The organism is Luteimonas sp. YGD11-2 (assembly GCF_004118975.1).
Classification (GTDB): domain Bacteria; phylum Pseudomonadota; class Gammaproteobacteria; order Xanthomonadales; family Xanthomonadaceae; genus Luteimonas; species Luteimonas muca.
This window is the reverse complement of sequence record NZ_CP035376.1, coordinates 2,933,176-2,949,881: the sequence shown is the minus strand read 5'-3', so window position 1 is coordinate 2,949,881 and position 16,706 is coordinate 2,933,176. Positions and strand designations below refer to the sequence as shown.

9 protein-coding genes and 1 pseudogene are annotated in these 16,706 nt (G+C 64.3%); 4 read left to right on the top strand and 6 right to left on the bottom strand.

Going from position 1 to position 16,706, the window contains the following annotated elements:
* Positions 1-49 precede the first annotated feature (49 nt).
* A complete protein-coding gene (locus ERL55_RS13630; protein ID WP_164972211.1) occupies positions 50-2,188 on the top strand; it encodes an Atxe2 family lasso peptide isopeptidase in 2,139 nt (712 codons plus the stop codon).
* On the opposite strand, the gene ERL55_RS13625 is transcribed toward ERL55_RS13630, so the two are convergent.
* The 4 genes from ERL55_RS13625 to ERL55_RS13610 form a co-directional block, all read right to left on the bottom strand.
* The gene (locus tag ERL55_RS13625; RefSeq protein WP_129136902.1) at positions 2,111-3,844 is read right to left on the bottom strand and encodes an asparagine synthase C-terminal domain-containing protein; all 1,734 of its coding nucleotides are present in this window, start codon (positions 3,842-3,844) and stop codon (positions 2,111-2,113) included. The genes ERL55_RS13630 and ERL55_RS13625 overlap by 78 nt on opposite strands.
* Entirely contained in the window at positions 3,844-4,515 is a 672-nt protein-coding gene (locus ERL55_RS13620; protein ID WP_129136901.1) for a lasso peptide biosynthesis B2 protein, read from the bottom strand. The genes ERL55_RS13625 and ERL55_RS13620 overlap by 1 nt, the downstream gene beginning before the upstream one ends.
* Before the next feature lie 51 nt (positions 4,516-4,566).
* On the bottom strand, positions 4,567-4,707 hold the full coding sequence (locus ERL55_RS13615; protein WP_129136900.1) for a benenodin family lasso peptide: 141 nt from the start codon (positions 4,705-4,707) through the stop codon (positions 4,567-4,569).
* A gap of 126 nt (positions 4,708-4,833) precedes the next feature.
* Complete coding sequence (locus ERL55_RS13610) at positions 4,834-5,466, bottom strand: GntR family transcriptional regulator (RefSeq protein ID WP_241685781.1); 633 nt, start codon at positions 5,464-5,466, stop codon at positions 4,834-4,836.
* 222 nt (positions 5,467-5,688) lie between these two features.
* On the opposite strand from ERL55_RS13610, the gene ERL55_RS13605 reads away from it, so the two are divergent.
* The 3 genes and pseudogenes from ERL55_RS13605 to aceE form a co-directional block, all read left to right on the top strand.
* Positions 5,689-11,037 (top strand): RHS repeat protein, encoded by a 5,349-nt coding sequence (locus ERL55_RS13605; protein WP_129136899.1) that lies wholly within the window; start codon positions 5,689-5,691, stop codon positions 11,035-11,037.
* Entirely contained in the window at positions 11,037-11,978 is a 942-nt protein-coding gene (locus ERL55_RS13600) for an RHS repeat-associated core domain-containing protein (protein WP_129136898.1), read from the top strand. Before ERL55_RS13605 ends, ERL55_RS13600 begins: the two co-directional genes overlap by 1 nt.
* Before the next feature lie 253 nt (positions 11,979-12,231).
* Positions 12,232-12,617 (top strand): annotated as a pseudogene (aceE, locus tag ERL55_RS13595) (pyruvate dehydrogenase (acetyl-transferring), homodimeric type); the annotation flags it as partial.
* Between the two features lie 75 nt (positions 12,618-12,692).
* On the opposite strand, the gene ERL55_RS13590 reads toward aceE, so the two are convergent.
* Together ERL55_RS13590 and ERL55_RS13585 are read right to left on the bottom strand one after the other, a co-directional pair.
* Positions 12,693-14,288, bottom strand: a complete 1,596-nt coding sequence (locus tag ERL55_RS13590; RefSeq protein WP_164972210.1) for a hypothetical protein — start codon at positions 14,286-14,288, stop codon at positions 12,693-12,695.
* Between the two features lie 288 nt (positions 14,289-14,576).
* The gene (locus ERL55_RS13585) at positions 14,577-16,697 is read right to left on the bottom strand and encodes an N-acetylmuramoyl-L-alanine amidase (RefSeq protein ID WP_164972209.1); all 2,121 of its coding nucleotides are present in this window, start codon (positions 16,695-16,697) and stop codon (positions 14,577-14,579) included.
* Positions 16,698-16,706: the final 9 nt, after the last annotated feature.

Below are 16,706 nucleotides of genomic sequence, written 5' to 3'. Positions count from 1 at the left end.
GTTGCCGGTTGTCGTTACGACGGTTGCAGTCCGCGGGAGGCGTAGCCATGTGGCCGCGCTGGTCGGCGCAGCCGTGGTACTGATCGTCAGCGCCGCGGCACATGCCGGCGGCTTGGGGCCGCGGCGGCTGGTGGAGGTGGCGGATCTCGCGTCACCGGTGATTTCGCCCGATGGTGCACACGTCGCGTTCCGGTATGAGCGGGCTTCGGTGGAACGCAACGCTTATGACTGCTTCTGGTACGTGCAGCGTGTGGACGGGTCGCTGCCACCCGTCCGGATAGCGGATTGCGGCACGCTGCTGCGCGACTCGGCGGGAGAGCCGCTAGCGGCGTCGGTGACGTGGACACCCGATGGGCGGTGGATCTACTACACCGCTCACGTGGACGGCAGGCTCGACGTATGGCGCGCCGCCGCGGATGGCTCGGGTGCCGAAGCTGTCACGAGCGACGACGCCGATGTGCGTGGGTTCGTGCTGAGTGGCGATGGAGAACTGCTCACGTATGGGGTAGGGCCGACGCGCGAGCAGGTGCGCCAAGCTGAGGAACTCGAGTACGACAAGGGCATCCGTATCGATGCGTCCATCCCGGTGGGGCAGGGGCTCTTCCGCTCCGGCGCGGCTGGCGGCAGGCTGGCCACGCAGCGCCTTGGGGAATGGTTCGACCGGGTACCACTATTGGCCGAGACCCCCACACGATGGAGGAGTGTGGAGCTGGCAACCGGCGCGGTGCACGACCTCGCGCCGTCTGAGGCGCCAGCCTTGTCGGAGAAGCAGGTTGTATTGCCGAGAGAACAACCATCACCCTGGAAGATGGCGAGGGAGCCTGATGGAAACCGGATCGCCCTGCTCACACGCGTGGGGGGCGCGGACGGTCTGCTCGAGGCGCCGGAAGTGCAACTGTCCGTCTGGGTAGACGACCGAACGCAACCACTGGAGTGCAGAGCGACGCTTTGCACGAACCAGGCCATTACGGGCGTGCAATGGCGGCCGGGCAGCGATGAGGTGCTGTTCACCGTAACGGACCCGCGGCTCGGACTGGCACAGACGATCCGCGCCTGGGATGTTGCTTCGGGGCAGGTGCGCGAGATCATCCGATCGGACGGCCTTGTCGCCGGTGGGCGTGCCCGATCCAGTCCCTGTGGGATATCGCGCGATGCGCTTGTCTGCGTGGCTGCGCAGGCCATCAGGCCACCGCGGCTGATCAGCGTGGATCTCACGACGGGTGCCGCCGCGGAGCTGTTCGACCCGAATGACGCTCTGGCACGCGACCTGGGCGATGGCATCTCGGTGCGGCTGATGCGTTGGCATGATGAGCACGGCCGCGAGTTCACCGGGCAGCTCTATTTTGCGCGCGACAAGGGCGAAGACGCGGCACCGTTGTTCATCACCTACTACCTGTGTCCCGGCTTCGTGCGGGGTGGGGTGGGGGACGAGTGGCCTTTGATTTCCCTTGCCGCACGCGGCATCACGGCACTGTGCATCAACGCCGCGCCGTACCGGATCGACGCGGTGGAGCGCTACGACGACGGCCTGGCCGCCGTCCGCAGCGCGGTAGAACTCCTTGCATCCGATGGACAGATCGACCGCCGGCGCGTCGGCATGGGTGGGTTGAGCTTTGGTGCGGAGACCACGTTCTGGGTGCTCATGCGCTCGGATCTGCTGGCGGTAGCGTCCGTCGGCTCACCCGCGATTTCCCGGCAGTACTACCTCCTGGGGAGTCTGAGGGGCGAGGCATTCCTGGCGGGCCTGCAGCGGTTCTGGCAAGCCGGAGGGCCCGAGGAGACGCCGGAGCAATGGCGCCGCCTCTCGCCGGACCTCAACCTCGGGACGCTGCGTGCGCCGGTGCTCATGCAGTTGCCGGAGCAGGAGTACATCCACTCGCTCGATTACGCGATCCCGATGTTGCGTGAAGGCATCGCGGATCTGTACGTCTTTCCTAACGAACCCCATCAGAAGTTCCAGCCGAGGCACAAGCTGGCCGCGTACGAGCGGAACCTGGATTGGTTTCTTTTCTGGTTGCTCGGCCATGAGGAAGACGACCCGCGCAAGGCTGGGCAGTACCGGCAGTGGCGTTCCATGCGCTCGAACCAGCCCGGGATAGAAGGACGACCCTCAGTGTTGATGTCGGACCCAGTTCTCCGCCCGGCACAGGTCGAGGATGCGGGTGAACGACCTGTCGCGCGGAGGTAGCGGCGCACGGATGAAGGCCCCGAGCGCGGCCGGGTCGATGATGCCTCGATCGTAGAGGTGCCCCGACCTGAGAAATTCCCACATCTCTTTCTTGTGGCGTTGGTACCCGTCGCCGAGGTAACTCATGAAGGTGCCCTTGCTGCGACGCGAACGAACAGTCGCGGGAAGCAGATCGGCGAAGGCCAGCCGGGCAACGGCTCGGTTCTGGCCGCCTGCAATCCACATCCACGATGGCACGCGCAGACATGCTTCCACGACGGGTTGGCTCAGTAGGGGCATCCTAAGGAAGCGCTTCACCCTGCGGGGCGCGTAGTCCATGAAGACCTGATTGCCTGCGAGTTCGAAGATGCGTTCGCGATCGCCAGGTGGCATGTTGGCGGGACCGTGGAACCATGGGTGATCCAGTGGTTCCAGAGAGGCCGACCCGGGCTGCAGAAAGGAAGTGTCGGGCCGGTAAGGTAGTGCAGACGGCCTCCGAAGGCGCTTGCGCACGGTGAGGCCCGCGGCTCGCCACACCGTGCACTGATGCAGAGCCGCAAGGTCGTGGACGGTTGGAAGGGCGGCGCGAAGCCCATGCGCCCTCCACGCGTCGACCGCCGGCGCGGCGGTTCTCAGGTATCCAAAGACCGAATCGCCTCCGGCACCGGTGAATGTACCTGTCGCCAGCAGCTGGTCGCCTGCAGCGCCCATGACCTTGTCGATGGCGTACTGGAGTGGGCCGACGCTGGGACGGACCGGGCCCGAAGGATCGATGAAAGAGAATTGCAGACCCTCGATGGAAACTTCCTCCGTGCGCAACTCCGCCCCCAGTGTGGTGGCAACAGCGCTCGCGTAAAGCCGCTCATCGGAACCCGGGTCGGAGGTGATAAGGGTCGAACAGGTCACGTCGGCAGCCGTGCCACGAAGACAGCACGCAACGATCGATGAGTCCAAGCCGCCGGACAGCTCCATGTGGATGGTCTGATCCAGCGCAGCCAGGCTGCGGACGGACTTCATCACTGCCGATCGCACTGCCTCTGCCGCCTCTTCGAGGTTGCCGTACCGTGCTTCCCGCGAAGTGAAGTCCCATGGCAACCAGAGCGCTTTGGTTTCCGGTCGGTTGGCTGGCATCCTTACGCGCTGTCCCGGGAGCAGCTCCCGGATTCCCATCAGTGCGGTGTGCTCTGTGCGAAGGAATGGGTGTGCCAGGAATCGGACTAGGTAGTCCCAATCCACGCGTCGACGATACAGCCCGAGTTCCTCGGCCAGAGACACGTGGGAGGCAACGAAGCCCGAGTCCATGTCGCACGAGTACACGCAGGGCAGGCCGGCCGATACGGACGGGGAATGCGTAACGTCGAAGGCACCTGCCTCCGATAGCGGTCGTATCGCGACGTACTCGCCCCAGAAGTCCCGGAAGAATGTGTGGTCCGTTGCTCGTGCGGACTGGAATCCTCGGGCGTCTTTGATGAGGGCGCCGGCACCATCGAAGATGTGGCCGATGATGACGCCGCCCCCCGGAAGCGGCATGACGGGAGTTGCGCTGGATGTGTAGACGCAGAGGTGCGAACCGATAGACCCCGGGCCGCCGCCCACCATGTGCAACCTGAGGCCAGCCGGAGCTGGCCGGTGTTGCTCGGCTGAATCACCCAATACGACGATGTAGCGATAGGTCACTAGAACACCCCAATAGGTGTGTAGGCACTGACGCTCCCGACCGAGTCGTTGAGAACTACATGGCCCGCTTGCACCCAGCTATGGGCGCCAAATGGATTGGACGTCACACCGAAGACGACCTGGCAATGAATGCCGTGTCGGGCGAGAAACATCGACATGGCAATCGAGTCGAGCAGACAGCAGGGTGCGATCGGGACATACAGGCGCAATCCATTGAACACGTCCACTGCTTCCAACGCGCTGGGTGGCGGTGTGGTTTCCGCTCTCTGAGGCTTTGCAGCCCGCCTCGACCTGTATCGCTGCATGTGGCTGACAACGTTCTTGAGAGGTTGGAGTCTCAGGCGGGCTTGCGTCGACGCGATCGCATAGGCGACCGCCGGCAACGCATGGAGCGATATCGGCGCGTCCTGGTGGCGTTCTTCCATTGTGCTGCGTGTGGGGGGTGTGCTGGTGAACTTTTCACCAGGGAATCCTAGTGAAAGCAGGCGGTCGACCTGATTTCCATCGGCGATTGCCAACGGTGCGACACCGGTGTTGCCTCGCAGTCGTTGGACGAGCAGCGACTCCTCCCTGGTAGGCAGCCGAAAGTACCGGTCTGCGTGCACGTCCAGGAAGATCAGTTGTTGGCCGATCCTGCAAAACCAGAGGTCCTGGTGGAGTCTGTAGGCCATCCGGGCGCCCGAACAAAAAAGGGGCGCGCCTTTCAGCGCGCCCCTGTTGGCTCACTCTTCGGAGATGCCCGGCATGGGCAAGCCGCCGAAACCTTCGGTATTGATCACTGCTCCCTTGGTCTCGATGCTGGCGACGCCGAGCTCGATCACCTCGTCCCGCACGTCAGCGGGGATGCTGTCGTTGGTCTTCATTTGCAGTCTCCTAACGGATGCGTCATGGACGTCCCATGACAAAGCCAGCCTAGGAGGCGGAAAACGCAATTCTCAAATGATTATTGCGCTGTAACCCGATGATTCCGGCGGACTGTGACAGTCCGCTCAGTGCAGGCGCTCGCGGCCTTCATTCATCGTGGCAACGATGCACGGCACCAGCCGCTTGCGCCGTGCGTAGTAGCGCTGCAGTGCAGCGCGCAGCCCGTCGATGTCGCCTTCGTCCCAGAGGCGGGTAAGCACGCCGAGTTCCGCGGCGAGGTCGTCCAGCAGGTGGCGCTTGGCCCTCCGTACCGGTGCCAGCCGGTCGTTGGTGCGTTTCACTGCATCGTGCAGATACCGATGGCCGGTCGAGCGGGCAATCGCATCGAAGAGCTTCCAGGTGGCCTTGACCACGTCTTCCTCGACCGCGCCGGAATCGGGCGCCCCGATTCGTGCGGACGCGATCGGCGCCGGCCCCACCTCGCAGGCGATCAGCAGCAGGCGCTCCATCCAGTCGTAGAGATCGCGCAGCGCGACTTCGGTGAGCAGCGGCACGTACAGGCCACTCCGCGCATGGTCGGAAAGCAGGCCCTCGCCCACGAGGCGATACAACGCGAAGCGGACAGGCGTGGGGCTGGTATTGAATTCGGCGGCAAGCGCGGCGGGATCGATCCGTTGGCCCGGCAAATAGTGCCCGGACTGCAGCGCTCGCCGGACCTGGCCGTAGAGGAACGCGCTCTTCGAGTGCATCTCACTCATCGCGTGACTCCCTGTCTGCGCAGCTGCTCCTGGGCCGATCTTACTTCGAGCGTGGCAGGGGCGGGACAAGTCCAACTGGCGACGTCAAGTGGCATCGCGCGGTTGGGTGACGACCATCACAACATCCAAAGAATCAGATTTTTCTGACAAGCCAGACCGGGATGCCCCTCACTATGCTCCCGGGCATACGGGCGGCATGTGTGCGCCTTGGGGGAAGGGGCAATGGGTCTTAATGTCACGCTGCGCGCCGCGCGGCCCGGGTTCGTGCGCCTTGCGCAAACAGTTGCGTGTTTTGCACTGCTGGGTGGCGCAGCAACAGCGGTTGCGATCGAGCCGCAACACGAGTATCGGAAGCGCGTTGAATCGTCGCAGAGCATCACCGCGCTGACCGACCAGCTGATGGGTGATCAGGTCAGTCTGTACAACGGCGCGACCGAGTTCACCGTCGATGACATCGACCTGGCCGGGAACAACAGCTTGCCGGTGCGCCTTACCCGGCGCTTCAGAATCGAGCTTCATCCCGTCGGCCAAGGCGGATCGTGGAATGCGAACCTGCGGGGCGCGGGCGATTGGGACATCGATGTGCCGTACATCGCCGGGACGTTCAATGGAACGTGGGCTGCCGATCGGTGCTCCAACCCGCAGACTCCGCACGCGCCCGGCTTCGAGCCGACCGAGTTCTGGCAGGGCACCAGTGTGCACGTTCCCGGAGGGGCGGACCGCACGATGCTGCTCCGTCCTCAGGGCGTACCGGTCCCTACAGGCGCTGCCGCCGCCAACTGGACTACGCGCGAACGGGACATGTTCGAGTGCATCCCAATGAAGGGAGGTCTGGCGGGCGAAGGCTTCGCCATGCGCACGTCATCGGGCCTGCGATACGAGTTCGACGTGGGGGTGACGCGCCATCAGGGCGAGATGACCAGGACCATTGGCATCTTTACGTCGCTGCAGGCCCGTGTCGTTCGCACCCGGAATTACCTGCTGGCAAGCCGGATCATTGACCGTTTCGGCAATTCCGTGTCATTCGAGTACAACGCGGACGGCCGACCCACGCGGATATCTGCTAATGACGGGCGGGTTATCACCCTGACGTATGCGGGGGGACTTCTGACTTCGGCCAGTGCGCATGGGCGCACCTGGACGTACGGGTATTCTGGAAGTTGGCTCTCGAGCGTGACGTTGCCAGACGGGACTTCATGGCAATACGCACGCTCGGGCACTCTCACGCCAGATATCCCGAGTTGGGACGGCAATTCCAACGCATCATGTAGCGAACAGCCGCCGGAAATTCCGGCTGGGTATGCGCTCTCGGTGACGCACCCGAGCGGTGCAGTAGGGGTGTTCAGTTTTTCCAACACGAGACACTACCGATCCGGTGTTCATGCGAGCGCATGCCTGCAGCGCGTGCAGCACAGTTCGGGCGGCGGTGACGGCGGTTATCTGTACTACGTCCTCAATACCCCGAATTTCTTCGACGTCATGTCGCTTGGTACGAAGGAAATCGCGGGACCGGGAGTCGCCCCACTGGTCTGGACCTACAACTACGGCGGGTCGTATCAGCCGCTATGGGGAAGCCGTGGATCTCCGGCGGCCTATCCGTGCACTACTTGTCCTGCTGATAAGACGGTCACCGTGCATCAGCCTGACGGGAGTTCCGTTCGTCACCGCTATGGCTTCATGTATGCCTTGAACGAAGGGCGTCTGCTGGGCCGGGAGGTGGTGTCTTCTTCGGGTTCCGTGCTGCGCTCGGAAACGGTGGATTACCTGGCGGAGGCCAACGTGGCGCAGCAGCCGTTCTTCCCGCGTTACGGCACGATCTTCAACGGCGACGATCCCTCCACAGCCGCCGTTCGCCCAGAGGTTCGCCGCACCGTTGTGCAACAGGGCCGAGCCTTCGTCTGGCAGGCGAACAGCTTCGATAGCTTCGCGCGGGCATTGTCGGTTACGAAGTCCAACGACGCGGCGGGCTCGGTTGCACGCAACGAGGTGACGGCGTATCACGACAATCTTGCCACCTGGATCCTCGGACAGCCGGCCCGGCTTACCGTAAACGGGGTCGTGGCGTCGCAGACCGACTACGACGCCAAGGCGATGCCGACGGTTTCGAGGGAATTCGGCCGGGTGGTGCAGACGCTGACCTACAACAGTGATGGGACGATCCGGACCGTCGCGGATGGCAAGGGCAACGTCACGACATTATCGAGCTGGAAGCGAGGAATTCCGCAGACCATCCGGTATCCCGCTACCCCGGAAGCCCCTTCCGGTGCGACCCAGAGTGCGGCAGTGGACGATAACGGATGGATCACCGCTGTTACCGATGAGAACGGATTCGCCACCCAGTACGCCCATGACGCCATGGGACGGCTTAGTCGGATCACCTATCCCGCCGGCGATGCCGTGGCGTGGAATGCCACTACTTTCACCCTGGCCAAGGCATCGAGTGCGGCTCATGGCGTTCCGGCTGGCCATTGGCAGCATACGGTCGCCACTGGTAACGGCCGAAAGGTGACCTACCTCGATGCACTCTGGCGGCCAGTGCTGGTGCGCGAATACGACAACGCCAACGCGTCGCAGACGCAGCGTTTCACCCGACAGACGTTTGACCATGCGGGAAGGCCGACGTTCGTTTCTTACGCGAGCGCGGATCACAGCGAATCAACGGGTACGCGCACGCAGTACGACGCGCTCGGCCGCGTGCGCTCGGTGGTGCAGGACAGCGAACTCGGCCCGCTGACCACGACCACCACCTATCTCGGTAACGCGGATGGCCCATACACGCTTGTCACCAGCCCCAAGGGGCAGCAGACGCGGACGTGGTTCCAGGCATTCGATGAGCCATCGACTGCACTGCCGATCGCCATCTGGCACCCGGAAGACACACGCACATACATCGCACGCAATGTCTTTGGTAAGCCGACCTCGATCGTGCGGCAGAACAGCAGCGGAAGCACCAGCCTCACCCGTAGCTACGTGTACGACGCGCACCAGCAGCTGTGCAAGACCGTGGAACCGGAGACCGGCGCAACGATCATGGCCTACGACGGTGCCGGCAACCTGGCCTGGAGCAGGGCCGGTGCGACGTTGACGTCCACCTCCGTTTGCAATACGGCGGATATACCGGTGGTTCAGCGCACCGTACGGGGATACGACGCGCGCAACCGTGTGCAGTCCCTCGCGTTTCCGGACAATCTTGGCAGTACGGGCTACAGCTACACGGCCGATGGATTGCTGGCGACGATCGCCGTCGACAACGGCGGGGCCGATATCGTCTCCGCTGCCTATACCTACAACAGGCGACGCCTGCTGACGGGTGAGGCCATTGGAGTGGGCGCCCATCAGTGGGGCATCGGCTATGGCTACAACGCAAACGGCCACCTGGCCACGCTGACCCTGCCCGGCGGCGAAACGCTGGCGCAGGCACCCAATGCGCTGGGCCAGCCGACCCGGGCGGGCGCACATGCCACGGGCGTGAGCTATTTCCCGAATGGCGCGGTCAAGCAGTTCACCTACGGCAACGGGGTGGTGCACACGCTGGCGCAGAACGCTCGAGGGTTACCTGATCGTCGACGCGATGCCATCGGTGCGAACGCCGTCCATGACGAAAGCATTGACTATGACGGCCACGGCAATGTGGCTGCCATCAGCGATGGCCTGGCAGGCGGGCGAGGCAACAGGACCATGGCCTACGACGGTCTCGATCGCCTCACGCAGACCGTGTCGCCCGTGTTCGGTACTGCGGCGTACACCTATGACCCTCTGGACAACCTCACGCGGGTACGCGTCGGAGCAGGCCCAAGGGCGAGGGACAATAGCTATACGTACAACGCAGCGAATCAGCTGAGCCTCGTCACCAACACCACGACCGGCGCGACCGTTTCCTCCTTCGCGTATGACCCCCAGGGCAACCTGAGCAGCCGGAGTGGCAACCCTTACGTGTTCGACTACGGGAACAGGTTGCGCACCGCGGGTGCCCTGGAAACCTACCTTTATGACGGGCACGGGCGTCGCGTGAAGGCGACCCGGCAGGGTGGCGCGGCGATCTACTCGGTATACGGCAAGGACGGCACGCTGCGGTTCCAGCGCGACGAACGCGCCGGAAAGACCATCGAATACGTCCATCTGGGCAGCACCCTGATCGCGCAGCTCGAGGATCCGATACCGCTCTCCACGCCGACCCTGACGGTGCCCACATACAGCGCCACCGGGAGCTTCGGGGTCAGCTGGACTCCCGCGCCGCTCGCGAGCAAGTACCAGCTCCAGGAACGATTGAACGCAGGCGCCTGGGCGACCATCCATGACGCTGCGGGCACCACGAAGGCGGTGAGCGGCAAGTCGGCTGGCACCTGGGGATACCGGGTGAGGGCGTGCAGCGCAGCCAGCTGCGGCACTTGGAGTGCCGTCCGGGAGGCCACGGTCCAGTTGCCTCCATCCGGGGCACCATCCCTGTCCGTGCCGGCGACTGGCCTCAATGGAAGCTACACGGTCAGCTGGGGCTCGGTAGGCGCAGCCGCGACGTACCAGCTGCGGGAGCGCCTCGGTAGCGGCAGCTGGACGGTGCATGATGCAGCCGGATCGAGCAAAGCCTTCACTGGCAAAGCGGCCGGCGCCTGGGGCTATCAGGTGCGTGGTTGCAACGCGGCTGGCTGCGGTCCATGGTCAACTACGGGCACCGTGACATCCGTGCATCCGCCCGCTGGTGTGCCGCTGCTCACCGTGCCGGCAGCCATCCACGCAAGCGCCTACGACGTGACGTGGTCAACCATGGCGGGGGCCGGCCGATACGAACTGCAGGAACGCTTGGGAACCGGCGCCTGGACGACAATCCATAACACGGCGGGCACTGCGCGCTCCGTTACCGGCAAGACCACCGGCACCTGGGGCTACCGGGTGCGGGCCTGCAACGACGCGGGCTGTGGGGCGTGGTCGGCTGTCCAGTCGACCGTAGTGACCCGTCCGCCTACCGCGGCACCTGCGTTGACGGCGCCTTCCAGTAGCACCTCGGGCGCGTATGCCCTCAGCTGGACAGCCGTATCGCATGCCACGAAGTACCAGTTGCAGGAGCGTCTCGGCGCTGGCGGCTGGTCCACGATCCACGACGGCGCGGCTGCAACCGCATCGGTCGCGGGGCGTGGGGCTGGAACCTGGTCCTATCAGGTGCGTGCCTGTAACGCAGCTGGTTGTGGTGGCTGGTCGTCGGCGAAAAGTGTGGTGGTCACGCTCCCACCCCCGGTGCCCACGATTACGGAAAACCTTAAAAGGCAGTGGTACGTGCAAGGACGCACGGAGATCGCTTGCAACCTGAAGTGGACCGCTTCGGTCTCCGCCCAAACGTATGAGCTGCGGGTCGCGGGTAACGGGCTGATGATGTACTCCGGTCCAGCCACGCAGGTGGACGGTGTGCGGAGCAGCGCGGCGTATTGCGCGCCATCCCATGAGGTTCGAGCCTGCAACTCCGCTGGCTGCTCAGCGTGGTCATCTCCCCCGAAGCCCCAGCAACTCATGGAGTTCGGAAGTCCCGGCGACCCAGGTGTACCGCGTTCCATCCGTGACACGCAGGGGGAGGGCCTGTGATGCGCGCCTACTGGATCTACTTCTTCAGCGCATTGCTACTGATCGTCTCCTTGCCCGCAGCTGGCCAGACGGTCGTCAAGTACATACACACCGACGCCCTCAGGAGCGTCGTGGCTGTAACTGATGCAAGCGCCAACGTCATCGAGCGGCGGGAATACGAGCCATATGGTTCGCAGCTGACTCCAGCCGTTCAGGATGGCCCCGGGTACACGGGACATGTGCAGGATGCCGCGACGAACCTCGTCTACATGCAGCAGCGTTATTACCATCCGCAACTCGGCGTCTTTCTCAGTACCGATCCGGTGGAGACCATCGGGCAGCCAGTCGTTCTGTTTAATCGGTACCGATACGCTAACGGAAATCCCTACAAGTACATCGATCCCGATGGAGAGTTCGGCATTGCCGGTTTTTTCATAGGGGCAGGTCTCGAGACTGTCCAGCAGATCGCAAACGGCGAGGGATCCTTCGCAAATCGCATTCGCAATATTGATAAAAGCGACGTGGCTATCGCTGGCGTAGTCGGTGCTGTAACTGGCGGTATAGCAGGAGGGCTCGCTACCAAAGCCTCCGCGGGGACCATTGCTGTTGCTCGTGCAGCGGCAGATACTGGGAAAGCTGCGGGGTCGGCAGCTGCTCTCGGCAGCGGTGCACAAGATGTGGCGAACGGTGAAAGTCCAAACGGTCTTAAGATGGGTGCATCCGCGATTATTGGCGGGGTTGCGGGAGGTGTTGGTGCCAGAGTGGGTCTCACTAAACTAGCAGAACTAGAGCGAGCAGCAGCGTCATCTGCGCCAGGAGCACCGAATATTGCGTCTACGACCTTGTCTGCGAACCGAGCAGGGGAGGTAATGACGACGACTGGCCAAAGCGCAGCGCAGGTAGTCGTAGATGCAACTGCGGGTGCGGTAGATAAGGCGGTACAGCGGAGAATAGAAGAATGATTTCATTGGGTGTAAGAATGCTGATTAAAGCGGAGCTTGTGATACTGATATTTGCAAGCATCGCTGCCATGTCATACTTAATGACCAAAGGCTGGGAGGCTGCTCTCATTATATTTTTGGGCTTCGTGTTGGTTCCGCAGCCCTTTCTGGTGTTTTCTTTGAGAGATCGTCTGTTCAGGCGAAAGCAGTAGGCGGGTTCCATAGCCTCCGCTGCACTCAGTCTGATTAGATCGGTGTACTGAATCTGGTTCTGCCGAGCTTCACCAATTCCAGACGGGATCGCTTTGATGCAGAGAGGCAGCTGTTTCACCCGGAAGGCGAACAGCGCACGCCGTGCGTGACGCAGTTGCTTGAAGGCCGCCAAGGCCGGCCATCGCCACGACGGACTACGTGCGCGCCGTGGGCGACCAGATCCGCGCCATCGTGCCGATGACCTACACCGTGCTGGGCACTGACGGCTTCTGCCGCTCCGACACCCGCGCCAATCTGCGCCGCCACTTCGAGGTGGACCGCTTCCACATCGCCCGCGCGGCGATCGACGCGCTGGCCAAGGACGGCAAGATGACGGCGAAGGACGTGGCGCGGGCGATCAAGCTGTACCGGATCGACAGCGACAAGCCGAATCCGATCTCGGTCTGACCGAAGTTGTTGCGCAAGAAGAAGGCGGCCATGGGCCGCCTTTTTCTGTGATGAATCCGGAAACGTCCGGGCCTGCTACGGCGCGTTCTTCGCAGCGTCGATATAGCTGCCGTAGTCCGACATCGCTTCGGTGAACTCGTAGGGGAAGCTGCTGGAGTTCAGGATCACGGTCTGGATGAAGCTGTTGGATTCGCTCTTGATCCCTTCGAGATACGCGTAGTCCTCCGGCAGTGCCTCGATGATGGCCGACTTCGCCTCGGCGGTCAGGCGACCCTGCGCATCGGTCAGGGCCTTGGTGCCGAGTTCGGTCAGCTTCTTCGTGATGGCCTCCTGCACTTCCTCGGACAGGCCGCCCAGGGCATCGGAGACTGCTTCGGAGATTGCACCGGATGCGAGCTTGCCACCCACCGGGATGGCTGAAATGGCGGTGTCGAGCAGGAAGCCCACGAACGCATCGCGTGCGGCGATGTCGGTGCGCAGGTCCACATAGCCGGAAGAGACGGCGTCCTGCATGACCGCGCCGATCATCGCGGTGCGTCCTTCGCCGGCATCCACCGCGCGCTTGTCGTCGCCGTCGACCACGCCATCGCCGTTCACGTCGGTCGCGTCGGACATGCTGCCGACACGGATGTTCTCGCTGGTGAATGCGCTGATGCGGTCCATCACCTCGCCGCCGCGCGGGTTGTCAGGATTGAGGGCGGTCATGCGCACCAGGTTGGACAGCGCGGCGAGGTTCTCGCCGACCAGTGTGCTGCCCTCGTTGGTGGCGCCGGGTGTCTGGGTCGGGCTCGGCAACGTCAGGCGGTCGAGGACGGCATCGGAGTGGTTGAGGAACAGGCCCGCAAGCGCCTCGGCGCGTTCGCCCAGTGGGCGGTTGTCATGGGTGTAGTAGTGGTTACCTGGCCCATTGCCGGTGGCGTGGTCATTGATGTAGTGGATGAGGTCGATGACCTCGTCGGTGCTGCCGTGGGCCGAGGTGGTGTCGATCAGGATCGCCATCGGATCGCGCACGTCGCCGGGGCCGCCATTCGCCGCGTCGTATTTGGCGCCGTACTCCGACATGGCGTTACGCAGGTCGGCGCGCTGTTCGGCGGTCAGGCCCGAGAGCACGTTCTGCACCGACTGCGTGCCGCCTGACTGCTCCAGCGCATTGAGGACCATCGCGCCCCAGCCAGCGCGCGCCCAGGGTTCCGGCATGTTGTCCAGGAGCACATGGTTGGCCAGGAATTCCCCGGCGAACTTCTCGATGAAGGCGCTGGAATTGGGGCCGTTGGCACCGGTCAGGGTATCGAGCAGTGCGTTGATGTTGTCCTCGTTGGCAAGAGGCCCGGTGGCATCGCCCAACACGTTGACGAAGACGAATGCCTGCTCGTAGCTGATGGATCCGTTGACGTACGCCTCGCCGAAGGCGTCGAAGATCGCGTCGCGCTCGCGCGGGGTGATCGTGCCTTCGGAAACAAGCGTGTTCAGGCGATCCACGGTGAGCCATGAATTCAGCGCGCCGCGATCCTGCGACAGGATTTCGGCGAACAGGTCGTCGCGCTGTTGCGGGGACAGCTTTTCGAGTTCCTGCGCGAAAACATCCATGCGCTGCTCATAGTTGTCGGTGATCGGCCCCCAACGCACACCGACATCGAGGATCTCGGCGGCCTTCTGCTGGATTTCGGTCATGGTCTTCACGGTGTTCGGGAATTGATCCCGATTGTCCGCAGTCGTACGCAGCTGCCCAGTTGGGGCGGACCCTAGAGCCGGCCCAGTGGCCAGGACCGGCCCTGAGAGCGGCGGCAGGCCGGTGGCTTCCGCGGGACCCGGCGCGGTCTTTCCTGCCGTACGGCGAGCAGCGCCGGGGGGGCCTGTACGCCTGTAGCGTCCCCTGCATCGTTGCAGGCGTTGGATGCGGCGCGAGACGGCAGCCGGCACGCGCCGGCTGCCGTCCGCTCACAGGTCACGGGCGACGCATCACTCCGCCCACACGCCGCGTTCGGGCGTCCAGTACAGCGTGCGGCGTTCGAACTGCTGCTTGCGGCCGGTGCTGCCGTGGGCCTGTTCGTCGGTCTTGGGGTAGCCCAGCGCCGCCTCGCGGCCGTTGGTCTCGAAGTGGGCGAGGATCGCGCCATGCACGGCGTGCGCACCGGTGGCCGGGGTCCACAGGAACAGGCCGTTCTCGAAGTACTGGTACTTGCCGCGCTGGCCGGAGACCGGTGACGGTGCGGCATCGAGCTCGTCCATCAACGCGAAGCCCCAGCGCGTCTCGGAGTTGGTGGCGCGGTAGTGCTCGAGGATCTTCCCGTTGACGGCATACGCGCCGGTGCGCGAATGCCACAGGATCATGCCGTTCCTGAACTGCTGGTAGCGCCCGCCCAGCTGCGCGGCGGCCTCGGCGAACTCGGGCACGCCCAGGTGGCTGCGCACGCCGCCCATCGCGTAGTACTTGCGGCCGATCTCGCCATGCGGGAGCACCTCGCAGCGCGGCAGGTCGTAGCCGTCGTTGTCGCGCGCCTCGTCGTTGCCCCAGCGCGACAGGTAGTAGGCGGACACGAACTGGTTGGCGGGGCCCACGTCGAGGTCGGTCTTCAGCCACCAGCGATTGAAGCTTGCGCCGCTGCGGATCTCGCGGCCCCAGGTCTTGCAGTACACGTAGTGCCGGCCGGTGTTGAGCGTGCCGCTCTGCGTGGTGCTGGTGGACGAGGGGAAGCCGGGTGCGTTGGCGAACGTGTCCACCCAGTAGGTGGGCGTGGCGGCCGGCGGTGGCGGCGCGCCGTTGTTGATCAGGGTGTAGAAGCTCGCCCACGGGAAGTAGCGGCCGGGGTCGTAGCGGTTCTGGTTGCTGGTCAGCATGCCGTGGCCCTTGATGCGCACGCTGTCGGGCACGACGTTCCAGTAGTCGTAGCCCGGCCCCCGCCAGGCCGACGCGCAGTTGACCGGCTGGCGTGCGCAGATGCTGCGCACCAGGCGCGCGGATGCGTTGACCATCGCTGCCGTCCAGTTGCCGGCATCACCGGCGCGGCCATCGTGTTCGATGCCGATGGTGTAGTGGTTGTGGTACGCGGCGTGCCAGGCCTGGTGGTGCTCGCGCACCATCTGGGTGATCTGGCCATCGGAGCGGCGGATCACGTAGTGCGCCGATACGTTCGACGACGGGTTGCGGAACCACGAGATGCCGCCGGCGTAGCTGCCTTCGATGGTGTGCATGATCACCGCCGAGCGGGTGTTGTTGGCGGTGCTGTAATTGCTGCCGTGCGCGGGATTCCACAGCGCCTCGCCGAAATCGAGTGCCTGGATCGCGGCATCGGGCGTGCGTGCGGTGCCTTGCACGGCGGGAGGTCGCGCCACGGCGTCGTCGTCTGCGGACACCGCATCGCGGGCGTGGTCCAGCTTCAGTGCCGGTGCGCTCAACAGGCGCAGGCGTTCGGCAGGAAACGCCTGCTGCATCTCGATCGGCAGCTTCGGCACCCGTATTCCGTTGCCATCGGCGCCGCGCGACAGGGTCTGCAGCACCTCGTAGGCGAAGCTCTGGCGCGCGAAGCCTTCGATGTTGCCGTCGCCGCGGCCGTAGCCCGCGTAACGCGCCAGCGCACCGGACACCGCTTCCACGCCGGCGTCGCGCGAGGTGCGCGTGCCGTCGCGCTGCATCGCGCGCGCCAGCAGTGCGGCCGCGGCGAGGATGTTGGTTTCCGGGTCACGCAGCACCAGCGTTTCGCCGACCCCGAGCAACGCAGCGCCATCCGCCACCTGGTTGTCGAAGCCGCCGCCGCGGTACAGGCCCATCACGCCGTACGAGGCGGGCATATGGTGGTGGCCGGCATTGCCGTGGGCATCGGGTTCGACGTGCACCCAGTTGGTTTCCACCAGCGCGATCGCTTCCAGCACGCCGCGCGGGATTTCCGGGAAGCGCTCGTAGGCGCGGCGGAAGTAGAGCGGGTACTGCGCGCGCTGCCGCGCCTGCAGCGCCTGTGCATCCTGGCGTTCGCGTTCGAAGAGCCGCAGTCCGGTGGCGGTCGGTGCGCGTTCCTCCGCGACCGTCGGTACTGCCGCGGCCAGCAGCGCAATGGCGACCGCCGACATCATCAACCTGTTCATCGAATATCC